The sequence below is a fragment of the Kitasatospora sp. NPDC006697 genome (assembly GCF_042869935.1).
Lineage (GTDB): Bacteria > Actinomycetota > Actinomycetes > Streptomycetales > Streptomycetaceae > Kitasatospora.
In genome coordinates this window covers 597,116-620,867 of sequence record NZ_JBIAGU010000001.1, presented here as the reverse complement: position 1 = coordinate 620,867, position 23,752 = coordinate 597,116, and the positions used below count along the sequence as shown (strand labels likewise).

25 protein-coding genes and 1 riboswitch are annotated in these 23,752 nt (G+C 74.4%); of the genes, 14 read left to right on the top strand and 11 right to left on the bottom strand.

The window, feature by feature from the left end:
* Window positions 1-29: 29 nt before the first annotated feature.
* Together ACFYNO_RS02755 and ACFYNO_RS02750 are read right to left on the bottom strand one after the other, a co-directional pair.
* Window positions 30-608, bottom strand: a complete 579-nt coding sequence (locus tag ACFYNO_RS02755; RefSeq protein WP_388004050.1) for a hypothetical protein — start codon at window positions 606-608, stop codon at window positions 30-32.
* Window positions 609-634: 26 nt separating this feature from the next.
* On the bottom strand, window positions 635-1,417 hold the full coding sequence (locus ACFYNO_RS02750) for an alpha/beta hydrolase (protein ID WP_388004047.1): 783 nt from the start codon (window positions 1,415-1,417) through the stop codon (window positions 635-637).
* 167 nt (window positions 1,418-1,584) lie between these two features.
* Here ACFYNO_RS02750 and ACFYNO_RS02745 point away from each other — a divergent pair, with 167 nt between their 5' ends.
* Genes ACFYNO_RS02745 through ACFYNO_RS02735 form a run of 3 tightly spaced genes read left to right on the top strand, consistent with a single transcriptional unit; the run spans window position 1,585 to window position 4,317 of the window.
* The gene (locus ACFYNO_RS02745) at window positions 1,585-2,418 is read left to right on the top strand and encodes a lysophospholipid acyltransferase family protein (RefSeq protein ID WP_388004338.1); all 834 of its coding nucleotides are present in this window, start codon (window positions 1,585-1,587) and stop codon (window positions 2,416-2,418) included.
* Between the two features lie 41 nt (window positions 2,419-2,459).
* Window positions 2,460-3,623 (top strand): MacS family sensor histidine kinase, encoded by a 1,164-nt coding sequence (macS, locus tag ACFYNO_RS02740; RefSeq protein ID WP_388004044.1) that lies wholly within the window; start codon window positions 2,460-2,462, stop codon window positions 3,621-3,623.
* 40 nt (window positions 3,624-3,663) lie between these two features.
* Window positions 3,664-4,317 carry a response regulator gene (locus ACFYNO_RS02735; protein ID WP_388004335.1) on the top strand — a complete coding sequence of 218 codons (654 nt, stop codon included), beginning with the start codon at window positions 3,664-3,666 and terminating at the stop codon, window positions 4,315-4,317.
* A 22-nt stretch (window positions 4,318-4,339) separates the two neighbouring features.
* On the opposite strand, the gene ACFYNO_RS02730 is transcribed toward ACFYNO_RS02735, so the two are convergent.
* Together ACFYNO_RS02730 and ACFYNO_RS02725 are read right to left on the bottom strand one after the other, a co-directional pair.
* Complete coding sequence (locus ACFYNO_RS02730; protein ID WP_388004041.1) at window positions 4,340-4,996, bottom strand: NADPH-dependent F420 reductase; 657 nt, start codon at window positions 4,994-4,996, stop codon at window positions 4,340-4,342.
* A gap of 164 nt (window positions 4,997-5,160) precedes the next feature.
* A complete protein-coding gene (locus ACFYNO_RS02725) occupies window positions 5,161-7,113 on the bottom strand; it encodes an anthranilate synthase family protein (RefSeq protein ID WP_388004038.1) in 1,953 nt (650 codons plus the stop codon).
* Between the two features lie 288 nt (window positions 7,114-7,401).
* Here ACFYNO_RS02725 and ACFYNO_RS02720 point away from each other — a divergent pair, with 288 nt between their 5' ends.
* Window positions 7,402-8,736, top strand: coding sequence for a class II 3-deoxy-7-phosphoheptulonate synthase (locus ACFYNO_RS02720; protein ID WP_388004035.1), 1,335 nt, complete (start codon window positions 7,402-7,404; stop codon window positions 8,734-8,736).
* A gap of 121 nt (window positions 8,737-8,857) precedes the next feature.
* Entirely contained in the window at window positions 8,858-9,130 is a 273-nt protein-coding gene (locus tag ACFYNO_RS02715) for a bacterioferritin-associated ferredoxin (RefSeq protein WP_388004032.1), read from the top strand.
* Window positions 9,131-9,163: 33 nt separating this feature from the next.
* On the opposite strand, the gene bfr is transcribed toward ACFYNO_RS02715, so the two are convergent.
* On the bottom strand, window positions 9,164-9,646 hold the full coding sequence (gene bfr / locus ACFYNO_RS02710) for a bacterioferritin (RefSeq protein ID WP_388004029.1): 483 nt from the start codon (window positions 9,644-9,646) through the stop codon (window positions 9,164-9,166).
* Window positions 9,647-9,851: 205 nt separating this feature from the next.
* Here bfr and ACFYNO_RS02705 point away from each other — a divergent pair, with 205 nt between their 5' ends.
* Entirely contained in the window at window positions 9,852-10,481 is a 630-nt protein-coding gene (locus ACFYNO_RS02705) for a sulfite oxidase-like oxidoreductase (protein WP_388004026.1), read from the top strand.
* A 28-nt stretch (window positions 10,482-10,509) separates the two neighbouring features.
* Here the strand turns inward: ACFYNO_RS02705 and pknB are convergent, their stop codons facing one another.
* From pknB to thiO, 4 genes are all read right to left on the bottom strand, one after another.
* Window positions 10,510-12,435, bottom strand: coding sequence for a Stk1 family PASTA domain-containing Ser/Thr kinase (gene pknB / locus ACFYNO_RS02700; RefSeq protein ID WP_388004332.1), 1,926 nt, complete (start codon window positions 12,433-12,435; stop codon window positions 10,510-10,512).
* A gap of 76 nt (window positions 12,436-12,511) precedes the next feature.
* Window positions 12,512-13,309: a thiazole synthase gene (locus tag ACFYNO_RS02695; RefSeq protein WP_388004023.1), complete on the bottom strand. Its 798-nt coding sequence runs from the start codon at window positions 13,307-13,309 to the stop codon at window positions 12,512-12,514.
* A 2-nt stretch (window positions 13,310-13,311) separates the two neighbouring features.
* Entirely contained in the window at window positions 13,312-13,521 is a 210-nt protein-coding gene (gene thiS / locus ACFYNO_RS02690; protein ID WP_388004020.1) for a sulfur carrier protein ThiS, read from the bottom strand.
* A complete protein-coding gene (gene thiO / locus ACFYNO_RS02685) occupies window positions 13,518-14,672 on the bottom strand; it encodes a glycine oxidase ThiO (protein ID WP_388004017.1) in 1,155 nt (384 codons plus the stop codon). The genes thiS and thiO overlap by 4 nt, the downstream gene beginning before the upstream one ends.
* Window positions 14,664-14,776: riboswitch (TPP riboswitch) on the bottom strand. It overlaps the preceding gene by 9 nt.
* A 77-nt stretch (window positions 14,777-14,853) precedes the next feature.
* Between thiO and ACFYNO_RS02680 the strand changes: the two genes are divergently transcribed.
* Genes ACFYNO_RS02680 through thiE form a run of 3 tightly spaced genes read left to right on the top strand, consistent with a single transcriptional unit; the run spans window position 14,854 to window position 17,082 of the window.
* Window positions 14,854-16,044 carry an NAD(P)/FAD-dependent oxidoreductase gene (locus ACFYNO_RS02680; RefSeq protein WP_388004014.1) on the top strand — a complete coding sequence of 397 codons (1,191 nt, stop codon included), beginning with the start codon at window positions 14,854-14,856 and terminating at the stop codon, window positions 16,042-16,044.
* 16 nt (window positions 16,045-16,060) lie between these two features.
* Entirely contained in the window at window positions 16,061-16,429 is a 369-nt protein-coding gene (locus ACFYNO_RS02675; RefSeq protein ID WP_388004011.1) for an Rv2175c family DNA-binding protein, read from the top strand.
* On the top strand, window positions 16,426-17,082 hold the full coding sequence (gene thiE, locus ACFYNO_RS02670; RefSeq protein WP_388004008.1) for a thiamine phosphate synthase: 657 nt from the start codon (window positions 16,426-16,428) through the stop codon (window positions 17,080-17,082). The genes ACFYNO_RS02675 and thiE overlap by 4 nt, the downstream gene beginning before the upstream one ends.
* Before the next feature lie 50 nt (window positions 17,083-17,132).
* Here the strand turns inward: thiE and ACFYNO_RS02665 are convergent, their stop codons facing one another.
* Window positions 17,133-18,239 (bottom strand): polyprenyl synthetase family protein, encoded by a 1,107-nt coding sequence (locus ACFYNO_RS02665; RefSeq protein WP_388004005.1) that lies wholly within the window; start codon window positions 18,237-18,239, stop codon window positions 17,133-17,135.
* 123 nt (window positions 18,240-18,362) lie between these two features.
* Here ACFYNO_RS02665 and metF point away from each other — a divergent pair, with 123 nt between their 5' ends.
* A complete protein-coding gene (gene metF, locus ACFYNO_RS02660; protein ID WP_388004002.1) occupies window positions 18,363-19,277 on the top strand; it encodes a methylenetetrahydrofolate reductase [NAD(P)H] in 915 nt (304 codons plus the stop codon).
* A 98-nt stretch (window positions 19,278-19,375) separates the two neighbouring features.
* A complete protein-coding gene (locus tag ACFYNO_RS02655; protein ID WP_388003999.1) occupies window positions 19,376-20,179 on the top strand; it encodes a hypothetical protein in 804 nt (267 codons plus the stop codon).
* A gap of 10 nt (window positions 20,180-20,189) precedes the next feature.
* On the opposite strand, the gene ACFYNO_RS02650 is transcribed toward ACFYNO_RS02655, so the two are convergent.
* Window positions 20,190-21,584 (bottom strand): phytoene desaturase family protein, encoded by a 1,395-nt coding sequence (locus ACFYNO_RS02650; RefSeq protein ID WP_388003996.1) that lies wholly within the window; start codon window positions 21,582-21,584, stop codon window positions 20,190-20,192.
* 176 nt (window positions 21,585-21,760) lie between these two features.
* Between ACFYNO_RS02650 and ACFYNO_RS02645 the strand changes: the two genes are divergently transcribed.
* The 3 genes from ACFYNO_RS02645 (at window position 21,761) to ACFYNO_RS02635 (ending at window position 23,695) form a co-directional block, all read left to right on the top strand.
* Window positions 21,761-22,204, top strand: a complete 444-nt coding sequence (locus ACFYNO_RS02645; RefSeq protein WP_388003993.1) for an SAV_6107 family HEPN domain-containing protein — start codon at window positions 21,761-21,763, stop codon at window positions 22,202-22,204.
* A 103-nt stretch (window positions 22,205-22,307) separates the two neighbouring features.
* Window positions 22,308-23,060, top strand: coding sequence for a methyltransferase domain-containing protein (locus tag ACFYNO_RS02640; protein ID WP_388003990.1), 753 nt, complete (start codon window positions 22,308-22,310; stop codon window positions 23,058-23,060).
* A gap of 242 nt (window positions 23,061-23,302) precedes the next feature.
* Window positions 23,303-23,695: a DUF3040 domain-containing protein gene (locus ACFYNO_RS02635; protein ID WP_388003987.1), complete on the top strand. Its 393-nt coding sequence runs from the start codon at window positions 23,303-23,305 to the stop codon at window positions 23,693-23,695.
* Window positions 23,696-23,752 lie beyond the last annotated feature (57 nt).

Sequence of the window (23,752 nt, the reverse complement as noted above, 5' to 3'; positions counted from 1 at the left end):
GCGGGGCCCCACTGCGCGTTGACGGCCGCTCAGACCACCGCGCCGCCGTTCGGGTCCGGGGGGTCGCCCGGGTCGCGGTCCTTCATCCGCACCACCAGGGTGGTGAAACCGCCGAGGAAGGCGGTCAGGCCCACCCAGGCCGGCCAGCCGGAGACCTCGCGCCAGACCAGCGCGTCGAAGAGCAGCAGCGCCGGGCCGCCGAGCACGGCGATCCAGGCGAAGGTGGCGGTGGCGTCGCCGGTGGGCAGCGGCGGCGGCTCCGGCGGCACGAAGTGGCCCTCGTCCGGGTCCTCGGCGGCCTGCCAGTCGCGCGGACCGTCCAGCGGCACCCGGGGGCGGGGCTGCGGGGTGAAGCCGGCGATGTCGCTGCGGGCCCGCAGGTTCTCCACCTCGGGCCAGTCCGGGCGGTTGAGCTCCACCGGGTCGTCGAACTGCGCCACCAGCGCGGCGAAGATCGCGTCCTGCTCGGCCTGGCTGCCCGGGTCGGGCACCGGACGCGGCTCGGCCGCCCGCTCGGGTTCCTGGACGCGCTCGGCCAGCTCGGGCTCCTGCGGGACGTGCTCGGCGTCGTCGCCCGCTGGGTTGTTCTCCTGCTCGTGCTCGTGCACTGCCGGCCCTTCGGTCCTGGTGGCCCTCAGCCCCGCTGGTCGGAGGCTGCGGCGGGCTGTGCGGCGCCGGACAGGCGCCGGACGAACCCGAGGGACTCCTCGAAGATCAGTTCGGCGTCCCGGTCCAGGGTCGCCACGTGGTAGCTCTGTTCGCAGAGCCGCTCCGTCACATCGACCGAGGATATCCGGGCGAGGACCAGAGCGGAGTTCGCCGGGGAGACCACGTGGTCCTGCGGGCTGCGCAGCAGCAGCACCGGCTGGCGGACCTCGGGCAGCACCCGCCGCACCTCGCGCCAGAGCAGGCTCAGCGACCAGGCCGCGTGCAGCGGGGTGCGGTCGTAGCCGAGTTCGGCGCTGTCCGGGGCGGCGATGTCGGAGGCGATGCCGCGCACGCTGGGCACCAGGTGGCGCAGCACCGGCAGCAGGACGGTGGCCGGGTCGTCGGAGCGCACCGACGGGTTGACCAGGACCAGGCCGGCCACCCGGTCGCCGTGCTCGGCGGCCAGTTTCAGGGCCAGCCCGCCGCCCATCGACAGGCCGAAGACGAAGACCCGCTCGCAGTCGGCGGAGAGCTTCAGCAACTCCCGGGAGAGCACCGCGTACCAGTCCTGCCAGCGGGTCAGCTGGAGGTCCTGCCAGCGGGTGCCGTGGCCGGGCAGCAGCGGGAGGGCGACGGTGTGGCCCTCGGCGGCCAGCCGCTCGGCCCAGGGGCGCAGCGACTGCGGGCTGCCGGTGAAGCCGTGGCAGAGGAGCACGCCGGTCGGGCCACCGCGGTGGTGGTAGGGCTCGGCACCGGGCAGCAGGGGCATCCGGGGCTCCTCCGGCGAGAAATCGGGTAGATCCAGATCGTCCCACGCGCGCGCCCGCGCGTACAGACCCGGCGCCGCCGCACCCCCTCGGGTGCGGCCGCGGTGCGGTCGGGGCATTAGGATCGTCCGGTCTGCAACACAGGAGGTCCGGGTTGTTCTACCGACTGATGAAGATGATCGTCGCACCACTGCTGCGGATCTTCTTCCGGCCGTGGACGGAAGGAATGGAGAACATCCCGGACGAGGGCCCGGCGATCATCGCCAGCAACCACCTGTCGTTCTCGGACTCGTTCTTCCTGCCCGCGCTGATGAAGCGCCGGGTGACCTTCATCGCCAAGGCCGAGTACTTCAACACGCCCGGGATCAAGGGCCGGCTCACCGCCGCCTTCTTCAAGGGCGTCGGCCAGCTGCCGGTGGACCGCTCCGGCGTCCGCGGGGCCGGCGAGGCGGCGATCCGCAGCGCGGTCGCGGTGATCGACCGCGGCGAGCTGTTCGGGGTCTACCCCGAGGGCACCCGCTCGCCCGACGGCAAGCTGTACCGCGGCAAGGTCGGCGGGCTGGCCCGGGTGGCGCTGCAGACCGGCGCGCCGGTCATCCCGGTGGCCATGATCGACACCGAGAAGGTGCAGCCGCCCGGCCAGGTGGTCCCCAACTTCGGCGTGCGCCCGGGGATCCGGATCGGCCGGCCGATGGATTTCTCGCGCTACCAGGGCATGGAGAACGACCGGTTCATCCTGCGCTCGGTCACCGACGAGGTGATGTACGAGATCCTGCGGCTCTCCGGCCAGGAGTACGTGGACATCTACGCGACCGCCGCCAAGCGGCAGATCGCCGAGGAGAAGAAGCGGGCCGACGCCGAGCGCCGGGCCGAGCAGCGCGCCGAGCGCGCCGCGGAGAAGGCGGCGGAGAAGGAGCGCCAGGCGGCGGAGAAGGCGGCCGAGGCCGCCTCGAAGGACGCCGCGAAGGAGTCGGCGAAGGGCGAGGACGGGTCGGGCGACTAGCACGTTCCGGCGGGGCGGGGGCCAGAAGGGACACGGGGGGCATGGCGGTGCTGCGCAGCGGCCCGGACGGCGCGGTGGGGGCCGGGGGCATGTCGGTCGAGCTGCCGATGTGGCGGGCGATCAGCGTCTTCCGCGTGCTGGCGCTCGGCTATGCGCTGGCCCGGTACGCGGACGCCTACCGGCACTACCTGCACCCGGTGTCGGGCTGGATCTACCTGGGCGCGCTGGTCATCTGGACGCTGGCCACGCTGCGCGCCTTCGGCAGCCCGACCCGGCTGCTCTGGCCGGTGCTGGTGGCCGACCTCGGCATGGCGGTGGCCGGGGTGGTGCTCAGCGGCATCGACGACAACCCGCACCGGATCGCGGCCGGGGCGCTCACCCTCGACACCATCTGGGCGGCCGGCACGGTGCTGGGCTGCGCGGCCAAGGGCGGCTGGCGGCCGGCCTCGGCGGCGGCGCTGGTGATCGGGGCCGCCAACATCCTCTTCCACGGCGGGGTCACCGGCGACAACGTGCACAACGCCGTGCTGCTGATGATGGCCGGGGTGGCGATCGGCTACGTGATGGAGCTGGCCCGGGCCAGCGAGGCCACCCTCACCCAGGCGCTCAAGGTGGAGGCCGCCGCCCGGGAGCGGGAGCGGCTGACCCGGAGCATCCACGACGGGGTGCTCCAGGTGCTGGCGCTGACCCAGCGCCAGGTGCCGGGCGAGCTGGGGCGGCTGGCGGGGGAGCAGGAGAGAGCACTGCGCGCGTTGATGACGGGTGCTCTCGTCCCGGAGCAGCGCTCTGCGCAGGCCCCGGAGGGGCAGGACGGCGAGCGGGACCTGCGGGAGCTGCTGGCACCGTTCGCGGGGGAGCGGGTCACCGTCTCCGCGCCCGCCACGCCCGTGCTGCTGCCGGCGGTGGCGGCGGGCGAGCTGGCGGCTGCCGTGCGGGCGGCGCTGGACAACGTCCGCCGGCACGCGGGGGAGCAGGCCCGGGCCTGGATACTGCTCGAGGACGAGCCCGCGGCGGTGATCGTCTCGGTGCGCGACGACGGCCCCGGCTTCGCCCCCGGCCGGCTGGCCGAGGCCCGCGCCGCCGGGCGGCTCGGGGTGGCGCAGTCCATCGAGGGCCGGCTGCGCGACCTCGGCGGTACGGCGATTTTCCACTCCGCGCCCGGCGAGGGCGTGGAGGTCGAGATGACGGTTCCCAGGGAGGGGTGACGGGGTGACGGCTGGGCAGGCGGCGGAGGCGCTGCGGGTGATGGTGGTGGACGACCACCCGATGTGGCGCGAGGCGGTGGCCCGCGACCTCGCCGACGCGGGCTTCGCGGTGGTGGCCACCGCCGGGGACGGCCCGGAGGCGGTGCGGCGGGCCCGGGCGGCCGGGCCGCAGGTGCTGGTGCTGGACCTCAACCTGCCCGGCCTGCCCGGCGCCGAGGTCTGCCGCCAGGTGGTCGCGGCCGACCCGGCGGTGCGGGTGCTGGTGCTCTCGGCGAGCGGCGAGCACCAGGACGTGCTGGAGGCCGTCAAGTCCGGTGCCACCGGCTATCTGGTGAAGTCCGCGGGGCGGGAGGAGCTGCTGGAGGCGGTGCGCCGCACGGCGGCCGGCGACCCGGTCTTCACCCCGGGCCTGGCCGGCCTGGTGCTCGGCGAGTTCCGCCGGCTGGCCGCCGAGCCGGCCGGACCGGCGGGCGCCGCCGGTGAGTCGGCCGCGCCGCGGCTGACCACGCGGGAGACCGAGGTGCTGCGGATGGTGGCGAAGGGCCTGTCCTACCGCCAGATCGCGGAGCGGCTGGTGCTGTCGCACCGGACCGTGCAGAACCACGTGCAGAACACGCTCGGGAAGCTGCAGCTGCACAACCGGGTGGAGCTGGTCCGGTACGCGATCGAGCAGGGGCTGGACGAGCCCGCCTGACGGTCCGTCGGCCGACTGCCCGTCAGGCTGCTGCCGGGAAGCTGTAGTTGAAGTCGGTGTGGCCCAGGTGGCGCATCATGCTGATCCAGAACGGCATCAGCATCTCCAGGCCGCGGGCCGAGGCGATCCCGCCGAGGTCGGTGATCGAGTCGGCCGGCCAGCCGAAGGTCAGCAGCAACTGGGCCACCTCCCGCTTGGCGACCGGGTCCTCGCCGGCCACGAAGACGGCGTGGTGGCCGGGCACCCGGGAGGGGGTGACCATCACGGGCGCGGCCATGGTGTTCAGCGTCTTCACCACCCGGGCGTCCGGGTGGGCGCGCTGGATCCGCTCGCCGACGCTGTCGGTGTTCACCGGGTCCAGGGTGACCTGGCCGTCGGGGGCGAAGACCAGCGGGTTGGTGACGTCGATCAGCACCTTGCCGGCCAGCGGCCCCGGCCCGGCCGCGGCGAGCGCGTCGAGCGCCACGGTGCCCGGCACGGCCAGCACCACCAGCTCGCCGAACTCGGCGGCCTCGGCGAAGCTGCCCCGCCTCCCGTGCGGTCCGGCCGCCTCGGCCCAGCCGACGGCGGCCTGCCCCTCGGCGTTCCGCGACCCCAGCATCACCTCGTGACCCACCGTCAGCAGCTTGCTGCCGAGCGTCTGCCCGACGGTCCCGGTCCCCAGCACTCCGATGCGCATAAGGGACATTATGCGCAGAAGTCGCCGCCGCCCCGGGGGAGCGACCCGGCGCGCCGCAAAGGAGCGGGACGGTCGCCCGGGTATCCCGTCGCCGGGACGCCGGCGGCGCGGTCGGGCGGCACGCCCCCCGACCGTCCCGCCCTCCCCCCGACGGGCCGTCCCTCTCAACGGGCCGCCGTGACCGCCGCCCGGAGCAGTTCGTCCAGCAGCGCCGGGCCGTCCAGGGTGAGGACGGACTCCGGGTGGAACTGGAGGCCGGCGAAGCCCGGGCCGCGGACGGCGAGGACGTCGTCGGTGGCGGGGTCGCGGGCGAGCTCGACCCCGGTGGTGGCCAGCCGGGCGGCCTCGGCGTCGTCGGCGCGGGCCGTGAAGGTGTTGTAGAAGCCGACCGTGCGGGGGGTGCCGAAGAGGTCGATGGCCTCCTGCGCGCCCTGGAAGACGTGCGCCTTGCGGTGCAGGCCCAGGCCCAGCTCCGCGCAGAGCAGCTGGTGGCTGAGGCAGACCGCGAGCAGCGGGTCGCGGCGGGTGCCGGCCCGGGCGGCGGCCAGCGCGTCGGCGACGATCGGGCGCAGCAGGGCCATCTTGGCGTCCGCCGGGTCGGCCGGGTCGCCCGGGCCGGGGCCGAGCACCAGCGGGCCCTGGTGGGCGGCGGTCCGCTCGCGCAGACCGGGGGCGTCGAAGCGCACCACCTCGACCTGCTGGCCCAGCGAGCGCAGCAGGTGCGCCAGCATCGCGGTGAAGGTGTCCTCGCCGTCCACCACCAGGGTGGTCGCCGTTCCGGTGACGGGCACCGGCTGCTGCATCCGCAGCCAGAACGGCGCCAGCCCGGCCCGCCGGGAGTCCAGCGCGTTCTGCACCCGGTGGTCCTCGCCCAGCCGCGGCACACCCGCGCGGCCGGCGCCCCCGCCGGGCGCGGCGGGGCGGGCGCCGATCGCGGCCAGCACGCCGGCGGCCTTGGCGTGGGTCTCGGCCACCTCGGAGTCCGGGTCGGAGTGCCGCACCAGGGTGGCGCCGACCCGGACCACCAGCGAGCCGTCGGCCGGGTCGATGTCCGCGGCGCGGATGCAGATCGGCGAGTCCAGCTCCTGCCCGCCGCCCGCCGAGCGGCCGATCAGCGCCAGCGCGCCGGAGTAGTAGCCGCGCCCGGTGCGCTCGTAGCGCTCGATCACCCGGGTCGCGTTCTGCAGCGGGCTGCCGGTCACGGTGGCGGCGAACATGGTCTCCCGCAGCACCTCCCGGACGTCCAGCGAGGTGCGCCCGCGCAGCTCGTACTCGGTGTGTGCCAGGTGGGACATCTCCTTGAGCCGGGGCCCGAGCACCTGCCCGCCGAGGTCGCCGACGGTGCACATCATCTTGAGCTCCTCGTCGACCACCATGGTCAGCTCCTCGAGCTCCTTGGGGTCGCGCAGGAAGTCGAGCAGGCCGTCCATGGTCGCGCCGCCGGCCGGGTAGCGGTAGGTGCCCGAGATCGGGTTCATCACCACCGTGCCGCCGCTCTGCCGGACGTGGACCTCGGGGGAGGCGCCGACCAGCATGCGCTCGCCCGTGCTCACCAGGAAGGTCCAGTAGGCGCCCCGCTCCTGCACCAGCAGCCGGCGGAACAGGCTCAGCGCCAGCGCGGGCGAGAAGTCCGCCAGCCGGCCGCGGAAGTCCCGCCGGATCACGAAGTTGGCACCCTCGCCGCGCCCGATCTCCTCCTGGATCACCTGCCGGACGATCCGGGCGTACTCCGGGTCCGAGATGTCGAAGCCGCCGTCCTCGACCGCCACCGGCAGCTGCGGCAGCGCCGCCAGCACCTCGGCCATCGGCAGCGCGTACTGCTCGGCCACCGCGAGCGCCTGCAGCGGGGTGCCGTCGTCGTGCGCGGTGTAGCCGCGCTCGCGGATCTGCCGGTAGGGCACCAGGGCGAGCAGGTCGTGCCGCGGGCGCCCGTCGGCCGGGGCCCCGCTCCGCACCGGCAGCTCGGCCAGCGTCTCGTACCGGCCCACCTCGCCGATCAGCAGTTCGACGGTGTCCGGGGCGTGCCGCGGGGTGCGCCGGTGCAGCAGCGCGAAGGCGGGCGCACCGGGCGCGGTCAGGCGGGCGAGCAGGTCGGCGGCGCCGGTGATGCTGGTCACGTGCGGCCTCTTTCCGAGGGAGAAGGGCTGCTCAGCGGGCGGATCGCCGGGTCCTGGAACGCCGACGGCCGCCCGAGGGCGGCCGTCGTGTCGTCTACTGGGAACGCGCGAGCAGTGGGCCACCTCGGGGGATGGTCCACCACCAGGAGTAGGTGTGCGGCGCGGTCATGGGAAGGACGATAGCGGATCAGCTCTTCAGGCGAACCGGTTCCCGAGAATTGTCCAGCTCTTGTCTCACTAGCCGATCAGGAGACGTGTTCCGCGCCGCGCACCCCGTAGCCTGGCACCGTGACCGCATCGAATCTCCACTCCTGGCAGTCCCTGCCCGCGGCGCAGCAGCCTGAATGGCCGGATCCTGAGGCGCTGCGCTCCGCCCTTGCAGAGCTCGCTTCGTATCCGCCGCTCGTCTTCGCCGGCGAGTGCGACCAGCTGCGCGCCCGGCTCGCTGCCGTGGCACGTGGTGAGGCCTTCCTGTTGCAGGGCGGCGACTGCGCCGAGGCCTTCGACGGTGTCTCGGCGGAGCACATCCGGAACAAGCTCAAGACGCTGCTGCAGATGGCCGCGGTGCTGACCTACGCGGCCTCGGTGCCGGTGGTCAAGGTCGGCCGGATCGCCGGCCAGTACTCCAAGCCGCGCTCCAAGTCGACCGAGACCCGCGACGGCGTGACCCTGCCGGTCTACCGGGGCGACTCGGTGAACGGCTTCGAGTTCACCCCCGAGTCCCGCCGCCCGGACCCGGAGCGGCTGAAGCGGATGTACCACGCCTCCGCCTCCACGCTGAACCTGGTCCGCGCCTTCACCACCGGCGGCTACGCCGACCTGCGCCAGGTGCACGCCTGGAACCAGGACTTCGTCCGCAACTCCCCGGCCGGCCAGCGCTACGAGCGCCTGGCCAAGGAGATCGACAAGGCGCTGTCCTTCATGAACGCCTGCGGGGTGGCCCCGGAGGAGTTCAAGACGGTCGAGTTCTACTCCTCGCACGAGGCGCTGGTGCTGGACTACGAGACCGCCCTGACCCGGGTGGACTCGCGCACCGGCGAGCTCTACGACGTCTCCGGCCACATGGTCTGGATCGGCGAGCGCACCCGCCAGCTGGACCACGCGCACATCGAGTTCGCCTCCAGGATCCGCAACCCGATCGGCGTCAAGCTCGGCCCGACCACCACGGTGGACGAGGCGCTGACCCTGATCGAGCGGCTGGACCCGAACCGCGAGCCGGGCCGGCTCACCTTCATCACCCGGATGGGCGCGGGCAAGATCCGCGACCACCTGCCCACCCTGGTGGAGAAGGTCACCGCCTCCGGCGCCCAGCCGGTGTGGATCTGCGACCCGATGCACGGCAACACCTACGAGGCGGAGACCGGTCACAAGACCCGCCGCTTCGACGACGTGCTGGACGAGGTCAAGGGCTTCTTCGAGGTGCACCGCGCGCTCGGCACCCACCCGGGCGGCATCCACGTGGAGCTGACCGGCGACGACGTCACCGAGTGCGTCGGCGGCGGCGACGAGGTGCTGGTCGACGACCTGCACCAGCGCTACGAGACGGCCTGCGACCCGCGGCTCAACCGCAGCCAGTCGCTGGACCTGGCGTTCCTGGTCGCGGAGATGTACCGGGAGCACTGAGCCCCCCTGGTGTGACGAAGGCCCTGTCCCCGATCGGGGGCAGGGCCTTCTCGTACCCGCGCGGGCCCGGGTAAGGTAAGCCTTAGCTCAGTGTCGCCCGTACCACCTGGGAGAGTCCGCGATGTACGTCTGCATGTGCCATGCGGTCACCGAGGACCAGGTGAAGTCGGCGATCGACCAGGGGGCGAACTCGCCCCGGCAGATAGCCCAGGGCTGCAAGGCCGGGACCGACTGCGGCTCCTGCGTCCGGCGGATCCAGGCCCTGCTCGGCGAGCACGGCGGCCGCCCGTGCCCGACGGCGCGGCTGGCCGCCAGGCTGGGGCTGGCCGACCCCGAGGCGGCGGAGCAGCGCAACGCGCCCGCGCCGCTGGCCGGTCCGCGCCGGATCGCCTGACCTGCTGAGGACCGGGCCGGGTTCCTCCCGGGGTCAGCTCTCCTCGGGCTGCTCGACCAGGGTGGAGAGGTAGAGCGCCTCGCCCAGCTTCTCGACCAGCGCCAGCTGGGTGTCCAGGTAGTCGATGTGCTGCTCCTCGTCGGCCAGGATCGCCTCGAAGACGTTCGCCGAGGTGATGTCGTTCTTGGCTCGCATCACCACGATGCCGCGGCGCAGCCGGTCGATCGCCTCGGCCTCCACCTGCCGGTCGGCCTCGAACATCTCCTTGACCGTCTGGCCGATCCGGACGTGGAAGAGCCGCTGGTAGTTCGGCAGCCCGTCGAGCAGCAGGATCCGGTCGGTCAGCACCTCGGCGTGCTTCATCTCGTCGAAGGACTCGTGCCGGGTGTACCGGGCGAGCTTGGTCCAGCCGAAGTTCTCCTGCATCTTCGCGTGCAGGAAGTACTGGTTGATCGCGGTCAGCTCGGCGGTGAGCTGCTCGTTCAGGAACTCGATGACCTCGGGGTCGCCCTGCATGGGTGTGGCCTTCCTGGGCTGCGCCGGACACTCTGGTGGGACGCATCCTGGCACCGTGGCGGGTGATGGTTCCAGTAAGTTCACACTCACCCCGGTAAGTGTCGGATTGCCCGATTTACCGGTGACTCCCGCGAACGGAGGAGCGCGCGCCGACCGCTGAGGGGCGCGCGGCCTGCGGCGCCCGCCGTCTGTCACCATGGGAGCCATGGGTCAGTCCGAGCAGGAACCGCAGCAGCCGACTGACCCCAGGCTCCCCCCGGGCCAGCGCGTGCAGCGCGGCTGGCCGGTCCTGCACTACGGCCCGATCCCCCGGTTCAAGCCGCTGACCTGGGACCTCCAGGTGTTCGGCGCCACCGCCTCGGGCGACAAGCAGAGCTGGGGCCACGAGGAGTTCCACCGGCTGCCGCGCAGCACCGTGCGGGCCGACTTCCACTGCGTGACCAGGTTCTCGATGCTGGACAACGAGTGGAGCGGGGTCGCCGCGAGCACCCTGCTGGAGCTGGTCCCGGCGGACCCGGCGGCCACCCATGTGATGGTCTGGGCCGAGTACGGCTACAGCGCCAACCTGCCGATGGCCGAGTTCGCCGATCCCCGCACGCTCCTCGCCACCCACCACGACGGCGAGCCGCTGACCGCCGAGCACGGCTTCCCGGTCCGGCTGGTGGTGCCGGGCCGGTACGCCTGGAAGGGGCCCAAGTGGGTCCGGGCGGTGGAGTACATGACCGCCGACCGCCGCGGCTTCTGGGAGGAGCGCGGCTACCACAACCTGGCCGACCCCTGGCGCGAGCAGCGCTACGCCCACCAGGAGGAGCCCGGCGACGGGCCGCTCAGCTGAGCGGCCCGCCCCTCGCCCGCCGAGGCCGTCAGAACTTGATGGTCACCGTGCTGCCCTTGGGCGCCATGGTCCCGGCCGAGGGCGACTGGTCGGAGACGTTGCTCAGGCCGAAGAAGTTCAGCCCGGTGCTGCGCACCTTGAAGCCGGCCGCGGTCAGCGCCTTGGTGGCGTCCCCCTCGCTCATCCCGGTCACGCTGGGCACGGCCACCGGTTGCGGTCCCTTGGAGAGGGTGAGCGTCACGGTGCTGCCGGGCGCGGCCGGGCCGGTCGGGCTCTGCGAGGCCACCGAACCGGCCGGCACGGTGTCCGAGAAGGCCTGGTCGGGCGCCAGCGCCGCCTTGAAGCCCGCCGCCGTCAGCGCGGCCTGCGCCTGGTCGGCCGACTGCCCGGTCACGTTCGGCACCGGCACCGGCTGCGCGCCCTTGCTGACCAGCAGCGAGACCGGGGTGTTCACCGCCAGCTGCTGCCCGGCCGCCGGGTCGGTGGAGATCACCGAGCCGGCCGGCACCGTCGCGCTGTAGTCCTCACGGCTGTCGCCCGGGGTCAGCCGGGCCGTGGAGAGCAGCTGCTTGGCCTGGTCCAGCGGCTTGCCGCTGACGTCCGGCACCGCGATCCGCTCCGGGCCCTTGGAGAGCACCACCTTCACCGCGTCGCTCTTGCGGACCTTCTGCCCGACCCCGGGATCGCTGCTGATCACCTGCCCGGCCGGGACGGTCTCGCTGAACGCCTGGCTGAAGCTGGCCCGCAGCCCGGCCCCGCCCAGGGTGCTCGACGCCTGGCTCTGGGACTGCCCGAGCACGCTCGGCACCGTCGCGTACACCGCGCCGGAGAGCAGGTAGGTGGTGACCGCCACCACCGCGACCACGGCGGCCAGCACCCCGCTCCAGAGCACCGGGCGGCGGCTGCGCCGGAGGCGGGCCGGGCGGGGCGGCGGCGGCTCGTCGTAGGGGCGGCTGGGCAGCAGCCGCTCGCGGCGCGGGGTCAGCACCGCCGTCCGGTCGTCCACCGGCAGCGGCGGCAGCACCGAGGTGGCCTCGCTGCTGCCGAACCGGGCGGCCGGGCGGTTGGAGGCCGGCGGCTCGGCGTCCAGCTGGGCCGGCGTCAGGCCGCGGCGCAGCCGCTGCAGCGCGGCCAGCAGTTCGACGGCGTCCCACGGCCGGGCCTCCCGGTCGCGGGCCGTGGCGGCGGCGACTATCGCGTCCAGCTCCGGCGGCAGGCCGGGCACCGAACGGGACGGCGGCGGCACGTCCTCCTCCAGGTGACGGTAGATCACCTGCATCGGGTTCTCGCCGGTGAACGGCTTGCTACCGGTCAGCAGCTCGAAGAGCAGGATGCCGGCCGCGTAGACGTCCACCCGCTGGTCGGTCGGCCCGGTCGGCTGGATCTGCTCGGGCGCCAGGTAGGAGACCGTGCCCATGATCACACCGGGCGTGGTGGTGGTGACCGCCGCGCCGGCCCCGGCGGTGCTCCGGACCAGGCCGAAGTCGGCCACCTTGACCAGGCCGCCGTCGGTGATCAGCACGTTCTCCGGCTTGACGTCCCGGTGCACCAGGTGCGCCCGGTGCGCGGCGCCGAGCGCGGCCAGCACCGGCTCCAGCACGTCCAGCGCGGCCCGCACCGAGAACGCGCCGCGGTCCGCCAGCACCTGGCGCAGCGTCCGGCCCGGCACGTACTCCATGGCCAGGAAGGCCGTGCCGCCGTCCGCGTTCTGGTCGAAGACGTTGACCACGTTGGGGTGCGAGAGCCGGGCCACCGCCTTGGCCTCGCGGATGAACCGCTCGGCGAACTCCGGGTCGGCGGCGAACTGCGGGTGCATCACCTTCAGGGCCACCACCCGGTCCAGCCGGGTGTCGGTGCCGCGGTAGACCGTGGCCATGCCGCCGACGGCGATCCGCTCCTCGACCAGGTACCGGCCGTCGAGGAGCGTTCCGATCAGGGCGTCGTTCACCGTCATGTCCACTCGAAGGAGTGTAGGGGTGGGCGGAGCACGGTTGGGTGTAGCGCCTGTCATGGTTGTGCACCACGAGCCGTCAGAAGGCGGGCCGCTCCCGGTGGTCCAGGTCGGCCCGGCCGGCCATCGCGGAGGAGGCCTCGGCGTGGAACCGGCGCGGGATCCGGCCCGCCCGGTGGGCCAGCCGGCCCGCCTCCACCGCCTTGCGCATCGCCTCCGCCATCAGCACCGGCTGCTGCGCCCGGGTGACCGCCGAGGCCAGCATCACCGCCGCGCAGCCCAGCTCCATCGCCAGCGCGGCGTCCGAGGCGGTGCCCGCCCCCGCGTCCAGCACCACCGGCACGCCGGCGCCCTCCACGATCAGCTGGAAGTTGTGCGGGTTGCGGATGCCCAGGCCGGAGCCGATCGGCGAGCCCAGCGGCATGATCGCGGCGCAGCCCACGTCCTCCAGCTTGCGGGCCAGTACCGGGTCGTCGTTGGTGTACGGCAGCACGGTGAAGCCGTCGTCCACCAGGGTCTCGGCGGCGTCCAGCAGCTCGATCGGGTCGGGCAGCAGGGTCCGCTCGTCGGCGATCACCTCCAGCTTCACCCAGGAGGTGCCCAGCGCCTCGCGGGCCAGCCGGGCCGTCAGCACGGCCTCGCCGGCGGTGAAGCAGCCGGCCGTGTTGGGCAGCACCCGGATGCTGTTGCGGGTCAGCACGTCCAGCACCGAGCCCTGGGTGCCCGGGTCGACCCGGCGCATCGCCACCGTGGTCAGCTCGGTGCCGGAGACCTGCAGCGCCTGCTCCAGCACCTCCAGGCTGGGGGCGCCGCCGGTGCCCATGATCAGCCGGGAGGAGAAGGCGGTGTCACCGATCAGGAACGGGTCGTCAGCCATGGTCAGCCTCCCTGGACGGCGGTCAGGATCTCCACCCGGTCGCCCGCGGTGAGCGGGGTCCGCGGCCAGCTGCCCCGCGGCACCACCGTCTCGTTGAGGGCGGCGGCCACGCCGGACGGGGCGGTGCTCAGCTCGGCGACCAGCTCGGCGAGGGTCGCCCCGGCGGGCACCTCGCGGGGCTCGCCGTTGACGGTGAGGGGGATCAGGCTCATTGCGGGCTCCTGGCGAAGCGGCTGGGGGAGAACGGGGCGGCGAGGGCGGGGACGGCGCCGGTCGCCAGCGTCTCGGCGAGCAGGTCGGCGGTGACCGGGGCGAGCAGCACGCCGTTGCGGTAGTGGCCGGTGGCGGCCAGCAGGCCGGGCAGCGCGGTGGGGCCGAGCAGCGGGGCGTTGTCGGGGGAGCCGGGGCGCAGCCCGGCCGAGGTCTCCACCAGCGGCAGCTCGGTGATCCCGGGCAGCAGCTCGTGGGCGTCCCGGAGCAGCTCGTAGACGCCGCCCGCGGTGACGGTGGTGTCGTGGCCCTGCTCCTCGGTGGTGGCGCCGACCACCAGCTCGCCGTCGGCCCGGGGCACCAGGTAGAGGTGCCCGCCGCGGACCACGGCACGCAGGTTGCGGGAGAGGAACGGACCGAAGGCGGGCGGCATCCGCAGCCGCAGGATCTGCCCCTTGACCGGGCGCACCGGCGGCAGCACGCCCTCGGGCAGGCCGGGCAGCAGGTGGCTGCGGCAGCCTGCGGCAAGCACGGTGCGGCCGGCGGCCAGCCGCTCGCCGGCGTCGGTCAGCACCCCGGCCGCCCGGCCGTCCTCGACCAGCAGCTCGGCGGCCGCGGCCCGGTGCAGTCGCACGCCGGACCGCTCGCAGGCGGCCAGCAGGGCGGTGAGCAGCCGGCGGCCGTCCACCTGGTGGTCGTCGGCCACATGCAGGCCGCCGCGCACGCCCGGGGCCAGCATCGGCTCGAGCTTGCGGGCCTCCCGGCCGGTCAGCCACCGGGAGTCCAGGCCGAGCCGCTGGTGGAAGGCGTGCAGCTCGCCCAGCTCGGCCTTGTCGTCGGCGTCCAGCGCCACGGCCAGGGTGCCGGTGGCCCGGTAGCCGGTCTCCAGGCCGCCGCTGGCCTCGGCGAGCTCGGCGCAGAAGTCGGCATAGCGGACGTTGGAGGCGATGCCCAGGCGCAGCAGCGGCTCCTCGCCGTACTGCAGCTCGGTGACCGGGGCCAGCATGCCGGCCGCCACCTGCGCGGCACCGCCGCCGGGCACCGGGTCCAGCACGGTGACGGCGAGCCCGCGCTGCGCCGTCCGCCAGGCGGTGGCGAGGCCGATGATGCCGCCGCCGACCACCAGCACGTCGGGCACGGGAAGGCGTGCCAAAGCGATTCTCCCTTCGCCGGAATGACCCGGATCAGGTTCGGACGGTCGCGGGCCGCCGCAGCCCGCCTCTCAGCCCGGTGCGCCGGGCTCCCGTGAGGACAGCCCCACCATAACGCCGGGTGACTTCTCCCCTGTAGCCGCTCTCGAGGGCCGGAACGAGGGTGCTCGCTACAGTGGCCGGGTGACGGATCAGCGAGCAGTGATCATCGGCGCCGGACTGGCGGGGGCACAGTGCGCGATCGGGCTGCGGGAGGGCGGCTGGACCGGCCCGGTCACCCTGGTCGGGGCCGAACCGCACCGGCCCTACGACCGGCCCCCGCTCTCCAAGGGCGTGCTGTCGGGCGAGATCGAGGGCACCGAGTTCGAGCTGGACTGGGAGCGGCTGGACGTCGAGCTGCTGCTCGGCCGCACCGCCACCGGCCTGGCCCCCGGTGAGCTGGCCACCGACGCCGGCCCGGTCGGCTACGACCACCTGGTGATCGCCACCGGCGCCGCCGCCGTCACCCTGCCCGGCGCCGTCCGCGCCCTGCGCACCGTGGACGACTCCCGGGCGATCCGCGCCGAGCTGCGGCCGGGCCTGCGCCTGGTGCTGGTGGGCGCCGGCTGGATCGGCGCCGAGACCGCCACCGCCGCCAAGGCCCTGGGCTGTGAGGTCACCGTGCTGGAGGCCGCCGCCGCGCCGCTGGCCGGGGCGCTGCCCGCCGAGCTGACCGCGCCGATGGTGCGCTGGTACGCCGAGGCCGGGGTGGACCTGCGGCTCGGCGCCCGGGTCGCCGCCGTCGAGCCCGGCGCCGTCCGGCTGGCCGACGGCACCGAGCTGGCCGCCGACCTGGTGGTGGTCGGCATCGGCGCCCGCCCCGACACCCGCTGGCTGGCCGGCAGCGGCCTGGAGCTGGACCGCACCGGCGCCGTGCTCGCCGACGACCGGCTGCGCACCTCGCTGCCCGGCGTCTGGGCGGCCGGCGACTGCGTCAGCTACCCCTCGGCCCGCTCCGGCGAGCGGATCACCGTGCAGCACTGGGACCACGCGCTGCGCTCCGGCCGGGCGGTGGCCGCCGGGCTGCTCGGCGCCGACCAGCCCTACGACCCGGTGCCGTACTTCTGGTCGGAGCAGTTCGGGCGGATGGTGCAGTACGTCGGCCGGCACCGCGACGGCGACGAACTGCTCTGGCGCGGCTCGCCGGACCAGCCCGCCTGGACGGCGCTCTGGCTGCGCGAGGGCGCGCTGAGCGCGGTGCTGACCGTCGGCAGCCCGCGAGATTTCGCCCAGGGGAGGCGGCTGGTGGAGCACGGCACGCTGATCGATCCGGCGCTCGCCGCCGACCCCGCGGTGCCGCTCAAGACGGCGGTTGGTGCGGTCGCGGCCGGATAGGTGGCAGGCTGGTGCCGTGAGTAGTGAGACGCATTCGACTGTTGAGCAGCTGGTTACCGAGTGGCTGTACCTCCCGGACATCTCCGAGCGCTGGGGTGTGGTGGTCACCGAGGTCCGCCAGATGGTCAAGGACCGCAAGCTGATCGCGGTGCGCCGCGGCCCGAACAACGCGCTGCAGGTGCCGGCCGCGTTCATCGACGACGACGGCCCGGTCAAGCACCTGGTCGGCACCCTGACCGTGCTGCGGGACGGCCGGTTCAGCGACGAGGAGATCCTCGAGTGGCTCTTCACCGAGGACCCGTCGCTGCCCGGCAGCCCGATCCAGGCACTGCGGGAGAACCGCGGCACCGAGGTGAAGCGCCGGGCCCAGGCGCTCTCGCTGTGACGGCGGGCCAGGAGTACCGGGCGGCGCTGGCCGACGCCCGGCTCTACCTGTGCACCGACGCCCGGCGCGAGCAGGGCGACCTGCCGGAGTTCCTGGACGCGGTGCTGGCCGGCGGCGTGGACATCGTGCAGCTGCGGGACAAGGGCCTGGAGGCCCGGCAGGAGCTCGAGTACCTGGAGCTCTTCGCGGCCGCCGCGGCCAAGCACGGCAAGCTGTTCGCGGTGAACGACCGGGCCGACGTGGCGCACGCCGCCCGGCCCCAGGTGCTGCACCTGGGGCAGGACGACCTGCCGGTGCCGGCCGCCCGGGCGATCATCGGGGCCGACCCGGTGATCGGGCGGTCCTGCCACGCCGAGCCGGAGGTGGCCGCGGCCGCCGTCGAGCCCGGTGTGGACTACTTCTGCACCGGCCCGGTCTGGCCGACCCCGACCAAGCCGGGGCGGCCCGCGCCGGGCCTGGGCCTGGTGGAGTACGCGGCCGGGCTGGGCACGGAGCGGCCGTGGTTCGCGATCGGCGGCATCGACTTGGGGAACCTGGACCAGGTGCTGGCGGCCGGCGCCCGGCGGGTGGTGGTGGTCCGGGCGATCACCGCCGCGGACGATCCGGGAGCCGCCGCGGCCGAGCTGGCCCGGCGGGTGCGGGCGGCGGGCTGACGGTCCACGGAGGGCTGACGGCGGGTCCGGTGACCCGCCGTCAGGCAGTTCTAGTACCGGCGGACGGTGGCCGCCTCGGCCAGCGCCAGCAGGGTCCGGCGGGCCGTCTCGTCGGCCAGCGGCGCGGCCGCCAGGGCCTTCAGCGACTCGGCCATCAGCTGTTCGATCCGCTCCTCCACCCGCTCGGCCGCCCCGCTGGCCGCGACCAGGTCGCGCAGCTCGGCCACGTCATCCGGGGTCAGCCCCGGGGCGCCGAGCCGCTGGTCCAGCCGGGCCGCATCGGCCGGGCCCAGGCCGCGCAGCGCCAGTGCCACCAGCAGGGTGCGCTTGCCCTCGCGCAGGTCGTCGCCGGCCGGCTTGCCGGTGACCGCCGGGTCGCCGAAGACGCCGAGCAGGTCGTCGCGGAGCTGGAAGGCCTCGCCGAGCGGCAGGCCGAAGGCGCCGTAGGCCGCCACCAGCTCCTCGTCCGCCCCCGCCAGCCGGGCGCCCACCTGCAGCGGGCGCTCGATGGTGTACTTGGCCGACTTGTAGTGCAGCACGGTCCGGGCCCGCTCCAGCGCCCGGTCGTCGGTGGAGTCGCCGGCCACCGGCTCCAGCACGTCCAGGTACTGGCCGGCCATCACCTCGGTGCGCATGAGGTCGAAGACCGGCTTGGCGGCCAGCACCGCGGCCGGCTCCAGGCCGCAGCCGACGAAGAGCTCGTCGCACCAGATCAGCAGCAGGTCGCCGAGCAGCACCGCGGCCGCCGCGCCGTACTGCTCGCGGTCGCCGCGCCAGCCCTGCTCGCGGTGCAGCGCCTCGAACCGGCGGTGGATCGAGGGCAGGCCGCGGCGGGTGTCGCTGCGGTCCATCAGGTCGTCGTGCACCAGGGCGCTGGCCTGCAGCAGCTCCAGGGCGGCGGCCGCGCCGGCGATGCCCTCGCCGTCGGCCGGGCCGCCGGCGCCGCGCCAGCCCCAGTAGCAGAAGGCCGGGCGCAGCCGCTTGCCGCCGTCGAGCAGGAAGTCGCGCAGGGCGTCCGCGGCCGCGACCAGGTCCGGGGAGATGGCGCTGAGCTGCTGGTGGCGGCCGGCCATGAACCGGGCGAGCGCGGCGTCCACCCGGGTGCGCACCGCCTCGACGTCGAGGGGCAGCGCGGGGGCGGGGCTGGGCGGGGTCACAGGGGCCCTCCGGAGTCACATGAGTATGGGAGTCAGAATATCGGACTGGTGTTTCTGGACATTTGGTCTCAGTTTCTGGACAGCGTTTGTCCGGGCGCCTCCTCCGGCGGATAACCTGCGGACATGGCACTCGGCGTCCCCTCCACCAGAACCGACCACGCGGCCACGGTCCGCGAGCTGTTGGCGGCCGGCCGGCGCTCCTTCTCCTTCGAGTTCATGCCGCCGCGCACCGAGGCCGCCGAGCACAAGCTCTGGTCGGCGATCCGCCGGCTGGAACCGCTCAACCCCAACTTCGTCTGCATGACCTACGGTGCCGGCGGCTCGACCCGCGGCCGCACGGTCAACATGGTCGGCCGGATCGCCGGCGAGACCACCCTGACCCCGGTGGCCCACCTGACCGCGGTGGACCACTCGATCGCCGAGCTGCGCAACATCATCGGCCAGTATGCCGACCAGGGCGTGCGCAACGTCCTCGCGGTGCGCGGCGACCCGCCGGGCGATCCGATGGGCGAGTGGGTCACCCACCCGCAGGGCGTCACCTACGCCTACCAGCTGGTCGAGCTGATCAAGGGCATCGGCGACTTCTGCGTGGGCGTCGCCGCCTCGCCGAACATGCACCCGCGGTCCACCGACTGGGACGAGGACACCAAGCACTTCGTCGCCAAGGTGCGGGCCGGCGCCGACTACGCGATCACCCAGATGTTCTTCGAGGTGGAGGACTACCTGCGGCTGCGCGACCGGGTGGTGGCGGCCGGCTGCGAGGTGCCGATCATCCCGGAGATCATGCCGGTCACCAACGCCAAGCAGCTGGTCCGCTTCCCGCAGCTCAGCGGCTCGGCCTTCCCGGCCGACCTGGAGGCCCGGCTGACCGCCGTGGTCGACGACCCGGTGGCGCTGCGCGCGGTCGGCATGGAGCACGCCACCGAGATGAGCGAGCGACTGCTCTCCGAGGGCGCCCCGGGCCTGCACTTCATCACCCTCAACGGCTCCACGGCCACCCTGCAGATCTACCAGGACCTCGGCCTGCACAGCAGCTGACGGCGGAGGTCCGCCAGTCCTGGCCCGGGATGTGGGGCGGCGAACGGTTACCCGGTACAGTCGCCGCACGCGCTGGGCACGTGCTGGAGGACAGGCCGATGGGCATCGGGATGCTGGTGTTGTACGCGGCCCTCGCCGTGGTCGGGCTCTGGTTGCTCGCCGAGCTGCTGCTGCAGAGCCGTGCCCCGCTGCACTGGCGGGCCCAGGCGCTGCTCGGGTTCCTGCTGGTGGTGGCCGGGATGGGCGCGCACTCCACGCTGCTGGTGGGCTGCGGCGCGCTGGTCTTCCTGGTCGGGCAGCTGCTCACCACGCTGGCCGTGCGGGCGGGGCGGACCACCGCCTGGTCGCTGCGCGGCGCCGACGGCTCGCTGCCCGGGCCGCTCGCCAAGGTGCCGCTGCTCTCCGCCGCCACCGACGGCGCCGCCGCCCCCGCCGAGGCCCCGGAGCCGGCGCGGGTCGGCGAGGTCGGTCCGATAGAGGACCCGGCGGCCGACGCCGAACCGCTGCCCGAGCCGGCCGTGGAGGAGGGCGATTACGGGATCTACGACACCGCCGGCGGCTACCAGGGGTACGAGGAGCAGGCCCAGCAGCCCCAGCAGCAGCCGGAGTACGGCTACCAGCAGGCCTACGGCGGGTACTACGAGCAGCAGCCGCAGCCCTACCAGGAGGCCCAGTACCAGCAGCCGGCCTACCAGGAGTACGGCGGCTACGCCGTGCCGGACCAGCAGCAGTGGCAGCAACAGCCGCAGCCGCAGCCGTACGAGCAGGGCCACTACCAGACCGGCTACGAGCAGCAGCACCAGCAGCACCAGGTGCCGCAGGAGTACTACCAGGAGCCGCAGCAGCCCCAGCAGCAGCCGTACCAGCAGACCGAGCACGGCTGGCAGCACGGCTGGCAGTGAGCCCCGCGGCTCAGGCCGGCCCGACCAGGCCCGCCACCACGCAGGCCGACATGCCCGCCCGGGAGAGCCCGCCGCCCGGGTGCGCCGCCTGCCCGAGCCGGTAGCGGCCCGGCTCGTCGGTCGCGTTGGGCGGCTGCAGGAACTCCCCGCCGAAGCCGGCCAGCGCCGGACGGGCCACCGCGCCGCCCGGGGCCAGGGTCTCCCGCTCCAGGTCGGCCGGGGTGCGCCACCGCTCCCACAGGATCCGCTCGCCCAGGTCCAGCCCGGCCGCCTGGAGGTGGGTAAGCACCCGGTCGGCGAACTCCTTCGCCACCCCCGGCGCCGTCCAGTCCAGCGCGGCCTGCGAGGGCACGGTGCAGGTCAGCACCGCCGTCTCGTGCTCCGGGTCGGGCACGGCCGACGGGTCGTCAGGACGCAGCACCTGCACGGTCGGCAGCTCGCAGAGCGCGGGGGAGTCGAAGATCGACGCCAGCTCCTCGCGGGGCAGCGGGGTGTGCACCACGGTCCGCTGCGGGGTGCCGGGCGGCCGCGCGCCGCGCAGCGCCAGCAGCATGGTGAACCGGCTCGGCAGCCCGGCTTCCGGCGGCTCCGGCCGCAGCACCAGCCCGGCCTCCGGGAACTCCTGTCCCGGCGCCACCGCGGAGCCGAACCGGAACTCCACCCCGCGCTGCTCGCAGCGCAGCACCATCGCGTCCACCAGGGCGCGCATCCCGCCGCGGACCGACCAGACGCCGAAGGTCTGCTCCATGTAGGGGAGCACGGTGGCGCCGGCCGGGGTGGCCCGCGGGTCCAGACCGAAGCGCAGCGCGCACTCGGTGAGCAGCGCGGCCAGCCGGTCGTCGCCGCCCAGCTCCTGCCGGGCCAGCTCGGCCAGGGTGCGGCGGCCGCCGGCGCCGAAGAGCCGGGCCAGTCCGCGCTTCGCGGCCGGGTAGGGGTCGGCGGCGAGGGTGCCGGGGTCGGCGGGCAGCGGCTCCTCGAGCAGCGGGCGGCGGGTCGCCTCCCAGACCGCCCGGCCGCGGTTCATCACCGCGGCCCAGCGCTCGCCCGAACCGGCACCGAGCGCCTGGTCCAGGGCCCGGCCGACGCCGCCGCGGGAGGCGTTGGGCAGGGTCAGCCCGGTGCCGTCGGCGAACAGGTGGTGGCTCTCCGGGTCGACCGGGGACAGGCCGACCAGCTGCTCCAGCGGCTCCCGGCCGGTCTTCAGCGCCAGGTCCCGGAAGACCGCGGGCAGCGGGAGCAGGGTCGGCCCGGTGTCGAAGGCGAAGCCGTCGCGCCGGTAGCGCCCGACCATCCCGCCCGGCCCGGGTGCGGCCTCGTACACCGTCACCCGGTGCCCGAGGGTGGCGAGGCGCGCCGCCGCCGCCAACCCGCTGATGCCTGCTCCGACGATCACGATCCGTGCCACAGCGGGGGATCCTAACCGCCGGGGCCCGGCCCGTTGTCAGTGCCGCGGGCGAGCATGGCGAGTGGACGGACCGACCGGCCGCCCGACGACTGCTCCGGATCCGGGGGAGACCGACCATGACCGTCACCGAACTCCCGAACCCTGACCGCCACCGTTCTGATCAGAGCAAGCCGCGCGTGCCCGAGCAGATCCCGTTGAACTCGGTGGACGTCCACCCCGTGCTGCTGCGGGCCGGCGCCCCGCCGGCCGCCCGCGACCTGCTGGCCCAGGCCGAGCGCACCCTGCGGGCGGCCGACGCCGCCGAGGACCCGCTGGAGCGCTACGCCACCGCGCACCTGGCCGCCCTGCGCACCACCGCCGCGGTGCTCGCCGTGCGCGGCCGGCCCGAGAAGAACCCGCGTCGGCGGGCCGCGATCCGCAGCGCCTGGGACCTGCTGCCGGAGGTGGCGCCCGAGCTGTCCGAGTGGGCCGTCTACTTCGCGGCCGGCGCCGCCAAGCGGGCCGCCGCCGAGGCCGGCGTCCGCGGCGCGGCCACGGCCCGGGACGCGGACGACCTGATCCGCAACACCGCGCTCTTCCTGCGGCTGGTGGCGAAGGTGCTCGGACTGGCAGGCACCTAGGTCCTCGGCCGGGCGCGAGCCCGGGCGGCGCGACGCCGCTCCCCAACTGACCGAGGGCCTAAGGTGGAGTGAACGTCAGACCGCCCATCAGAGGAGCCCGCTCGTGTACCCCTCGCGCCCCCGCAGCGCACTGCGCACCGCCGTGGTCTGGGAGGTGGTCCGGGCGGCGCTGGAGCGCCGGGTCGCCGAGTTGGACCAGCCGGTCCTCGACGTGCTGGACACCGGCGGCGGCACCGGCAACTTCGCCGTCCCGGTGGCCCGGCTGGGCCACCGGGTGACGGTGGTGGACCCCAGCCCGGACGCGCTCTTCGCGCTGGAGCGCCGGGCCGCCGAGGCCGGGGTGACCGACCTGGTGCGGGCCGTCCAGGGCGACACCCAGACGCTGCCCGAGGTGGTCGCCCCCGCCTCGGTGGACGCGGTGCTCTGCCACGGCGTGCTGGAGGTGGTGGACGACCCGGCCGAGGCGCTGGGCCACCTCACCGCCACCCTGCACAAGGGCGGCCTGGTCAGCCTGCTGGCCGCCAACCGGAACGGCGCGGTGCTGGCCCGGGCGCTGGCCGGCCACTTCGAGGAGGCGCGCACCCTGCTCGGCGCCGCCGACGGCCGCTGGGGCACCGGCGACCCGATGCCGCGCCGGTTCACCGTGGACGAGCTGCACGGGCTGGCCGACGCGGCCGGCCTGGAGGTCCGCTCGGTGCACGGCGTGCGGGTCTTCGCCGACCTGGTGCCCGGCGTCCTGGTGGACACCGAGCCCGGCGCGCTGGAGGCGCTGCTGAAGCTGGAGGAGTCGGCCGCGGCCGAGCCCTCCTTCCACGCGGTGGCCACCCAGCTGCACCTGCTGGCCGCGCTCGTCTGAGTCCCCGGAAAACCGACAGCGCGTTGACGGAAACTTCACAGCCACCGGGAGCGTTGCACCGGTGCGGGGACCGGCCCGGTGTGTCGGACACGACGGATTCCAGCCCACCCCGTATCCCACGGTCTGACCGTATGATCTGGGTAAAGCCAGAACGCATGACGGCCAGACCCTTGGGGCATATGGACCAGGACAGGGCCAGGTGGCGGACCGGTCGCCCCGCGACCGACGAGTAGGAGGACTCCGTGCCGCTCTCGGAGCACGAGCAGCGACTGCTCGATCAGATGGAGCGAGCGCTGTACGCCGAAGATCCCAAGTTCGCGTCGGCGCTTGAGGGAACCGGCCTGCGCACCTACACCCGGCGCCGGGTGTACTTCGCGACGGCGGGGTTCGTGCTGGGAGTGGGCCTCCTGATGGGAGGCATGATCGTGCAGCAGCGGTTCATCTGGCTGAGCGTGGTCGGCTTCCTGGTGATGCTCGGGTGTGCCGTGCTCGCCGTGGCGGGCTGGCGCCGCAGTCCGGTGGTCGGCCCCGGCAACGGCCTGGGCAGCGCCCCGCCGGTGCGCCGCGGAGCCGGTGTGATGGACCGGATGGAGCAGCGCTGGCAACGGCGCCGCGACGAGCACGACGGCTTCTGAGCCCACTGCGACAGCTCCTCTTGCCACTGACCGCGACGGGCGGGTGATCCGAAAGGA